This is a genomic window from Burkholderia sp. Ac-20353, from assembly GCF_017104785.1.
Lineage (GTDB): Bacteria > Pseudomonadota > Gammaproteobacteria > Burkholderiales > Burkholderiaceae > Burkholderia.
Genome location: NZ_JAAGPL010000384.1, coordinates 1 through 3,237 on the forward strand (window position 1 = coordinate 1; position 3,237 = coordinate 3,237).

Here is a 3,237-nt window from a genome sequence, read left to right on the forward strand (position 1 = left end):
TGCATCCGCTGCTCGCGCGCGCGCCGCTCGCGCTCGCCGACGTGCAGCGCGCCGCGTGGGTCGTGCCGCCGGCCGGCAGCGTGCTGCGCCATCGCTTCGAGCTGATGTTCCAGCGCGCGAGCCTCGCGCCGCCCGCGAACGTGGTGGAAACGGCCGCGCTGCTGTTCATCACGCGCGTGCTGGAGCAAAGCGACATGATCGCGGTGCTCGCGGAAGAGGTCGCGCGCTATTACACGGGGCACGGCATCGTCGCGACGCTGCCGCTCGAGATGGATTGCCGGATGGACGACTTCGGGCTCATCACGCGGACGGACCGGCTGTACTCGCCGGCCGTGTCGGTGATGGTCGATGCGCTTCGAACGGCGGCGCGCGACGTCTACGACGTGGCGATCTGACGGAGCGGCTGCGCGCGCCGGCTGTCGCCGGTCATCGTCCTCCCCCTCCCATTACCCGCTACTCGCCGCCCGGATCGTCCGCACGCAGCCGCGCGTCGACATGCCCGATGTTCTTTTCATGCGACACGAGCATCAGCGTCAGCGCGTGATGGATCTCCGGCTGGTCGAGTGTCGGCAGCAGCGCCTGCAGCTTGCGCACGACCCAGCGCTGGCCGCGATTCAGAAACGCCATCCGCTCGGCCAGGTCGTCGATCGCCATCGCCTTTTCGTAGAACGCGCCAGTGCCCCGCGTCGGTGTCGCGTTCAGCGACCTGATCGCGTCGACGAGCACCGCGCACCAGTGCGCTTCGTCGTGGCGGATGTCCGTCATCAGCTTCCGCAGTTCGGGGTCGTCGATCTCGGCAACCGTCTCCGACGCGACGCGCGCGCCGGCACGCTCCGCTTCCAGCAATTCGTCGAGCACGGCGAGCAGCGCGGCACGGCGCTCGTCCGCCGCTGCCGGTTTGCCTGCTCCGCCGGTTTGCGCGGCGGCAGCGGCCTGCTTCTCGACGATCGCCGCCGCGTCGGCAACGATGCGGCGCAGGACCTCGCCCGCACTCGCAACCTCGCCGATCCGTCCGGCGCCGGTGCCCGCGTACAGCGCCATCGCCTCGAAATCGCCGGTCATCGATTGCAGCGGCGAATCGGTGCTGAACAGGTAGATCGGGCGCCCTTCCTCGTCGCCGATCACGACCCGCTCGGGGCCGAACGGATCGCCGCGCTCGCCGCGCGTCACGCTCGACGGCAGCACCCGCACCTTCGCGCCGCGCGGCCAGTTGATATGGAAGATGTCGGTCAGCAGCGTATCGCCTTCGCGGGCGTCGACGATGCGCTGCTTGTGATACGCATGCGCGAACGATTCGTGGGTCGCGAGAAACGCGGTGCCCATCACCGCGCCCTGCGCGCCGAGCGCCATCGCGGCCGCGACGCCTGCGCCGTCGACGATCCCGCCGGCCGCGAGCACCGGCAAACGCGTCGCGCCGATCACGTCGCGCAGCAGCGCGGACAGCGGCCGGTCGCCGCGCACGTGGCCGCCCGCTTCGTGCCCCTGGACGATCAGCGCGTGCGCGCCGGCCGCCTCGGCCGCGCGCGCGTCGTCGAACGAGCCGACCTGGTGGACCACCCGCACGCCCGCGTCGCGCAGCCGCCGCACGACGGCCGGCGCGACATCCCAGAACAGCGCGACGACGGGCACGCCGAGTTCGATGCAGGTGTCGAGTTGCGCGTCGAGCAGGTCGGGCGGCGTCGATGCGGGAATCAGGTTGACGCCGAACGGAAGGCGGGTCGCGGCGCGCACCTGCCGCACTTCGCGCCTGATCAGCTCGACCGGCTCGCGCACCATGCCAAGAAAGCCGAACCCGCCGGCCGCGGTCACCGCGCTCACGAGTTCCGCACGGGCGACGCCGCCCATGCCCGCCAGCACGATCGGCCAGGTACAGCCGAGCAGATCGCAGACGGGGCGGTGCAAGGTTCGGACGGCGCGGGCGTCGTGCCCGTCGCCACTCGTCGGATTCGACATGCGGCGTCCTCCTTTCAGGATCGGCGGCACGTCAGGCGGGCGGCAAACGGAATTGCCGCGATCGACGGAGCGCGCATGCGACGCGCGCCAGAGTGACGGGCCGGAAAGCGAAATAGATCACATTGTGACATATCTGGACGAACGCGGCCGGCGTGAACGCAGCGTGTTTGATGCACGTCACGGGCGCTACCCGCCGCTCACGCCCACCCTTCGAGCCTGAGCGTCGAGCGCACGAGCCGCTGCTCCTCCTGTTCGATTTCCCGCAGATAGTCGACGCACTGGCGGATATGCTCGCTCGCCGCCTTGCGCGCCTGCTCGGGCAAGCGCCCGGTCACCGCGTTGAAGAGCCGCGCGTGCTGGCGGTCGATCTGCTTCTTCAGCGGCTCGCGGTGATACAGGTTGTTCACCGACGCGAACACCGAGCTGAGCAGCAGGTCGGTCAGCGACTGCAGCGTGTTGACGAGCACCGGGTTGTGCGACGCCTCGCAGATTGCGAGATGGAACGCGTGATCGAGCTTCGCGCGCGCGGCCGGATCGAGATCCTGCGCGTCGGCCGCGACCATCTCGTCGTAACGGCGCGTGATCAGGATGAAATCGGCCGGCGTGCCGCGCAGCGCCGCCAGCCGCGCGGCCTCGGCCTCGAGCATCCCGCGCACCTCGAACAGGTCGTACAGCGTGCGCGGCTGCGAGCCGAGCAGATGCATCATCGGCGTGATCTCGCGCTGCGGGGTCAGACTCGCGACGAACGAACCCTTGCCGTGCGTCGTGTCGATGATGCCGCGCGCACGCAGCAGCTTCATCCCTTCGCGCACCGCCGTGCGCGACACGCCGAGCTTCTCGGTCAGCCGCCGTTCGGACGGCAACGCCTGTCCCGCCTTCAGCACGCCGTCGACGATCAGCTTCTCGATGCGCTCGGCGACGACATCGGCCACGTGCCGCGCGCGACCCTCCCGATCCTGCGTTTCCATACTGGTATGACCACTTTCCGGAGATGCTGGTGATTCTGCCACAAACCCTTGTTCCCTTTGAGTTTTGACGAACCTCCGCACACTCGCTGAAAGCCACCATGAAAAAACTGGTATGACCACGCGCACGAGGTCTGGACACGCCCGCCCGGCCCGCCAAGAATCCGTCCTTCCGGCGGACCGCGCAGCACGCGGCCGCCAGCATGGCGGAGACCCCTATGAGTTTCATCTACGACGAACGGATCGACGGCGCACTGCCGTCGGTCGACCGGCCCGCGCTCGTCGCCGCGTTGCGCGCGGCGGCGCCGGGCCTCGACAA

The 3,237-nt window shown here is 69.5% G+C and carries 3 protein-coding genes; 1 reads left to right on the forward strand and 2 read right to left on the reverse strand.

The window, feature by feature from the left end; translation table 11 throughout:
- Window positions 1-395: LysR substrate-binding domain-containing protein (locus G3N94_RS40450; protein ID WP_241022347.1), on the forward strand; the 395-nt coding region annotated here is incomplete at its 5' end.
- 58 nt (window positions 396-453) lie between these two features.
- Here G3N94_RS40450 and G3N94_RS40455 read toward each other — a convergent pair.
- Window positions 454-1,953, reverse strand: coding sequence for a nitronate monooxygenase (locus G3N94_RS40455; RefSeq protein WP_205799777.1), 1,500 nt, complete (start codon window positions 1,951-1,953; stop codon window positions 454-456).
- Window positions 1,954-2,150: 197 nt separating this feature from the next.
- Window positions 2,151-2,921 carry a transcriptional regulator GlcC gene (glcC, locus tag G3N94_RS40460; RefSeq protein WP_205799778.1) on the reverse strand — a complete coding sequence of 257 codons (771 nt, stop codon included), beginning with the start codon at window positions 2,919-2,921 and terminating at the stop codon, window positions 2,151-2,153.
- Between the last annotated feature and the right edge of the window lie 316 nt (window positions 2,922-3,237).